Annotated in this window: 4 protein-coding genes; 3 read left to right on the plus strand and 1 reads right to left on the minus strand. The window is 73.1% G+C overall.

Annotated features, from left to right (window positions below; all coding sequences use genetic code 11):
- From DC432_RS15850 to ligA, 3 genes are all read left to right on the plus strand, one after another.
- Nucleotides 1–459 (plus strand): aminotransferase class V-fold PLP-dependent enzyme (locus DC432_RS15850; RefSeq protein WP_116538659.1); only part of this gene is annotated, 459 nt, incomplete at its 5' end.
- A gap of 9 nt (nt 460–468) precedes the next feature.
- Nucleotides 469–1,566: a tRNA 2-thiouridine(34) synthase MnmA gene (mnmA, locus tag DC432_RS15855; protein ID WP_116538660.1), complete on the plus strand. Its 1,098-nt coding sequence runs from the start codon at nt 469–471 to the stop codon at nt 1,564–1,566.
- 65 nt (nt 1,567–1,631) lie between these two features.
- Nucleotides 1,632–4,052 (plus strand): NAD-dependent DNA ligase LigA, encoded by a 2,421-nt coding sequence (gene ligA / locus DC432_RS15860; protein WP_116538661.1) that lies wholly within the window; start codon nt 1,632–1,634, stop codon nt 4,050–4,052.
- A gap of 18 nt (nt 4,053–4,070) precedes the next feature.
- Here ligA and DC432_RS15865 read toward each other — a convergent pair.
- Nucleotides 4,071–4,359: AMP-binding enzyme (locus DC432_RS15865; protein WP_431739694.1), on the minus strand; the 289-nt coding region annotated here is incomplete at its 5' end.

The raw sequence follows: 4,359 nt of genomic DNA on the forward strand, positions 1-4,359 counted from the left end.
ACGCAGGACGTCGCCGGAGCCGTCGCGTTCGCCGCCGCCGCCCGCGCCGCCGAGGCGCAGCGCCAGGCCGAGACCGCGCGGATCGCGGGCCTGCGCGATCGGCTGGTGGCCGGCATCCGTTCGTCGATCCCCGACGCCGAGCTGCTCGGCGATCCGCGCGAGCGCTTACCCGGCAACGCGCACGTGCTGTTCCCGGATGCCGCCGGCGAGACGCTGCTGTTCCTGCTCGACATGGACGGGATCGCGGTGTCGACCGGCTCGGCGTGCCAGGCGGGCGTCGCCGAGCCGTCGCACGTCGTGCGCGCTCTGGGGCGCGACGATCGGGCCGCCCGCTCGGTGCTGCGTTTCACCCTGGGCTACACCTCGACGGACGACGACGTCGACGCCGTGCTCGCGCGACTCGCGCCCGCGTACGCGCGAGCCGTGGCATCCGGCGCCCGTTCAGCGGGCCGTTCGTAGACTGGGACGATGCGAGTTCTGGCGGCGATGAGCGGTGGCGTCGATTCCGCGGTGGCGGCGGCGCGGGCGGTCGACGCCGGCCATGACGTGGTCGGCGTGCACCTCGCGCTCTCGCGGGCGGGCGGCACGCTGCGCGCGGGCAGCCGCGGCTGCTGCACGATCGAGGACGCGATGGACGCGCGTCGGGCGGCCGACCGTCTCGGCATCCCGTTCTACGTGTGGGATTTCTCGGAGCGCTTCCGCGACGACGTGATCGACGACTTCGTCGCCGAGTACCGGGCGGGACGCACCCCCAATCCCTGCATGCGCTGCAACGAGAAGATCAAGTTCGCCGCCCTGCTCGAGCGCGCCCTCGAACTGGGCTTCGACGCCGTGTGCACGGGGCACTACGCCACGCTCCTCGACACGCCCGAGGGGCGCGAGCTGCACCGCGCGTCCGACAACGCCAAGGACCAGTCCTACGTGCTGGGCGTGCTGACGGCCGCTCAGCTGGCGCACACCTACTTCCCGCTCGGCTCGACCCCGTCCAAGGCGCTCGTGCGTGCCGAGGCCGAGGAGCGCGGGCTCACCGTCGCGCAGAAGCCCGACAGCCACGACATCTGCTTCATCCCCGACGGCGACACGCGCGGCTGGCTCGCCGACAAGGTGGGCGCGGAGCGCGGCGAGATCCTCGATCGCACGGGAGCGGTCGTCGGCTCGCACGAGGGCGCCCACGCCTTCACCGTGGGCCAGCGACGCGGGCTGCAGCTGGGCGTCCCCGCCGCCGACGGCAAGCCGCGCTTCGTGCTCGAGGTGCGACCCGTGTCGAACACCGTCGTGGTCGGACCGAAAGAGGCCCTGGCCTGCGCCGAGATCGCGGGGGAGCGCTTCACCTGGGCCGGCCGCGCCCCGAGAGAAGAGCGGTTTGCGTGCCACGCGCAGATCCGCGCGCACGCCGAACCCGTACCGGCCGTGGCCGAGCTCGTCGACGGGGTGCTGACGGTGCGACCCGAGACGCCGTTCGACGGGGTCGCCCCGGGGCAGACCGCTGTGCTCTACGACGGCACGCGCGTACTGGGTCAGTTCACGATCGATCGCACGGTGTCGGCGGTGCCCGTCGAGGCGTGATCCGCGCGTACCGCGCCGCCGCAAGGCCCGCGGGCGATGTCGGAGGCCCTGCCTAAGCTGGGACGGTGACCGAGCACGACCAGCTTCCCGACCTGACCCTCGACCAGGCGCGCGCCGAGGCGGCCGACCTGACGCAGCGCATCGTCGACGCGCGCGAGGCGTACTACGGGCGGGATGCCGAGCTGGTCGACGACGCCACCTACGACGGGTGGATGCACCGGCTCGAGGCGATCGAGCGGTTGTTCCCCGAGCTGCAGGGGCAGGACAGCCCGACGCTCTCGGTGGGCGCGGCCGAGGCGACCGACCTCGCCACGATCGAGCACGCCGAGCGCATGCTGAGCCTCGACAACGTGTTCTCACCCGACGAACTGCGCGACTGGGCCGTCAAGACCGAGGCGGCGGCGGGCCGCGCCGTGCACTGGCTCAGCGAGCTCAAGATCGACGGGCTCGCGATCAGTCTGCGCTACGAGAACGGCGTGCTGACGTCGGCGGCCACCCGCGGCGACGGGCGGGTCGGCGAGATCGTCACCGAGAACGCCCTGCGTCTCGCGGGGGTCCCGCGCGAGCTGAGGGGCGAGGGGCATCCCGCCCTGGTCGAGGTGCGCGGCGAGGTCTTCATCCCCGTGGCCGCGTTCGAGGATCTGAACCGCCTGCAGGGCGAACTGCGTGACCGCGCGGTCGCCGAGGCTCGCGAGCGCGCCGCGGCCCGGCGCGGCGGTCGGTCCTTCGACCTCGACAAGGCCGAGCAGGCGGCCGCCCGGCGTTTCCCCGCCTTCGCCAACCCCCGCAACGCCGCGAGCGGTGGTCTGCGCCAGCAGATCGAGAAGAAGAGCGGACTCGAGCTCGAAGCCGGGCTCGCCCGTATCGACTCCCTCGCGCTCTACGTGCACGGCATCGGCGCCTGGCCCGACCCCCCGGTCGCGGCGCAGAGCGAGGTCTACGACCTGCTCGCCGGGTGGGGGCTGCCCACCTCGCCCTACAGCCGGGTCGAGTCGGGCATCGACGGAGTGCTGTCGTTCGTCGCCTACCACGGCGAGCACCGCCACGACGTCGAGCACGAGATCGACGGCGTCGTGGTCAAGGTCGACGAACTGGCCCTGCACGACGAGCTCGGTGCGACCAGCCGTGCCCCGCGCTGGGCGATCGCGTACAAGTACCCGCCCGAGCAGGTCAACACGAAGCTGCTCGACATCGTCGTCTCGGTCGGCCGCACCGGGCGAGCGACGCCGTTCGCCGTGATGGAGCCGGCCAGGGTCGCCGGCAGCGTCGTGCGCCAGGCGACCCTGCACAACCAGGACGTCGTCAAGGTCAAGGGCGTTCTCATCGGCGACACCGTCGTCCTGCGCAAGGCCGGCGACGTCATCCCCGAGGTGCTGGGCCCGGTGGTCGAGCTGCGCGACGGCACCGAGCGCGCGTTCGTCATGCCGGCGGACTGTCCCGAGTGCGGCACCCCGCTGCGGCCGGCGAAAGAGGGCGACATCGACCTGCGGTGCCCCAACGCCCGCTCGTGCCCCGCGCAGGTGCGCGGCCGCGTCGAGCACATCGGCTCGCGCGGCGCGCTCGACATCGAGGCCCTGGGCGAGGTGACGGCCGCCGCCCTCACCCAGCCCGAGGTGCCCGAGCGTCCGCCGCTCGACACCGAGGCCGGCCTGTTCGACCTGACGCTCGACGAGCTCGTGCCGATCGAGGTCGTGGTGCGCGACTCCGAGACCGGTGAGCGGAAGGTCGACCCCGACACCGGAGAACCGGTCCGCCGGGCGCCGTTCCAGAAGCTGGGCCCCGCGACGTACCCGCCGGGCAGCGACGACCTCGATCCCGCGGAGCGGCGGCGGCGCGGCATCCGCAAGGACTATCGCGAGGTGCGTCCGTCCGAGCAGGCGACCAAGCTCGTCGCCGAGCTCGAGAAGGCGAAGACGAAAGACCTCTGGCGTCTGCTCGTGTCGCTCAACATCCGTCACGTCGGACCGGTGGCCGCACGGGCCCTCGCCCAGTGGTTCGGATCGCTGGATGCCATCCGCGCCGCCTCGCGCGAAGAGCTCGCCGCCGTCGAGGGGGTGGGCGGGATCATCGCCGATGCGGTCATCGACTGGTTCGGCGTCGACTGGCACGTCGAGATCGTCGAACGCTGGACCGCCGCGGGCGTGCGCTTCGCCATCCCCGGGCATCCGGGGCCGGGGGCGGCCGCCGCGGCCGGGGGAGTGCTCGCCGGCCTGACGGTCGTCGCGACGGGCTCGCTCGAGGGGTATACCCGCGAGGGCGCCCAAGAGGCGATCATCGCCGCCGGGGGCAAGGCCGCCTCGAGCGTGTCGAAGAAGACCGACTTCGTCGCGGCGGGTCCGGGTGCGGGTTCCAAGCTCGCCAAGGCCGAAGACCTGGGGCTGCGGATCCTGGACGCGGCGCAGTTCCGCGTGCTGGTCGAGCAGGGGCCCGCAGCGCTGGACGCCGCGACCGGCGACACCGAGACCGAGACCTCGCCCGCGGAGTAGAGCGCACCCGCCCGCGCGTCAGTCGGCGAGGATCCGCTCGCGCACCTGCCGACGCAGTACCTTTCCGATGAGCGAACGCGGCAGGTCGTCGACGATCACGAGGCGCTTGGGCACCTTGTAGGGCGTCAGAATGCTCCGCGCGAACGCGCGCACGGCCTCGGCGTCGAACTCGCCGGGCGTCGCGGGCACGACGGCCGCCACCACCGCCTCACCGGCGTGGGCGTCCGGCACCCCCACCACCGCGACGTCGGCGACCGAGGGGTGCTGACGAAGGACGTTCTCGACCTCGGTCGGCGCGACGTTGAAC

It is taken from the genome of Microbacterium testaceum (assembly GCF_003075375.1).
Lineage (GTDB): Bacteria > Actinomycetota > Actinomycetes > Actinomycetales > Microbacteriaceae > Microbacterium > Microbacterium testaceum_E.

Excerpts from the sequence above, each read along its gene's own strand:
- mnmA (WP_116538660.1), top strand. The coding sequence starts at position 469 with ATGCGAGTTCTGGCGGCGATGAGCGGTGGCGTCGATTCCGCGGTGGCG.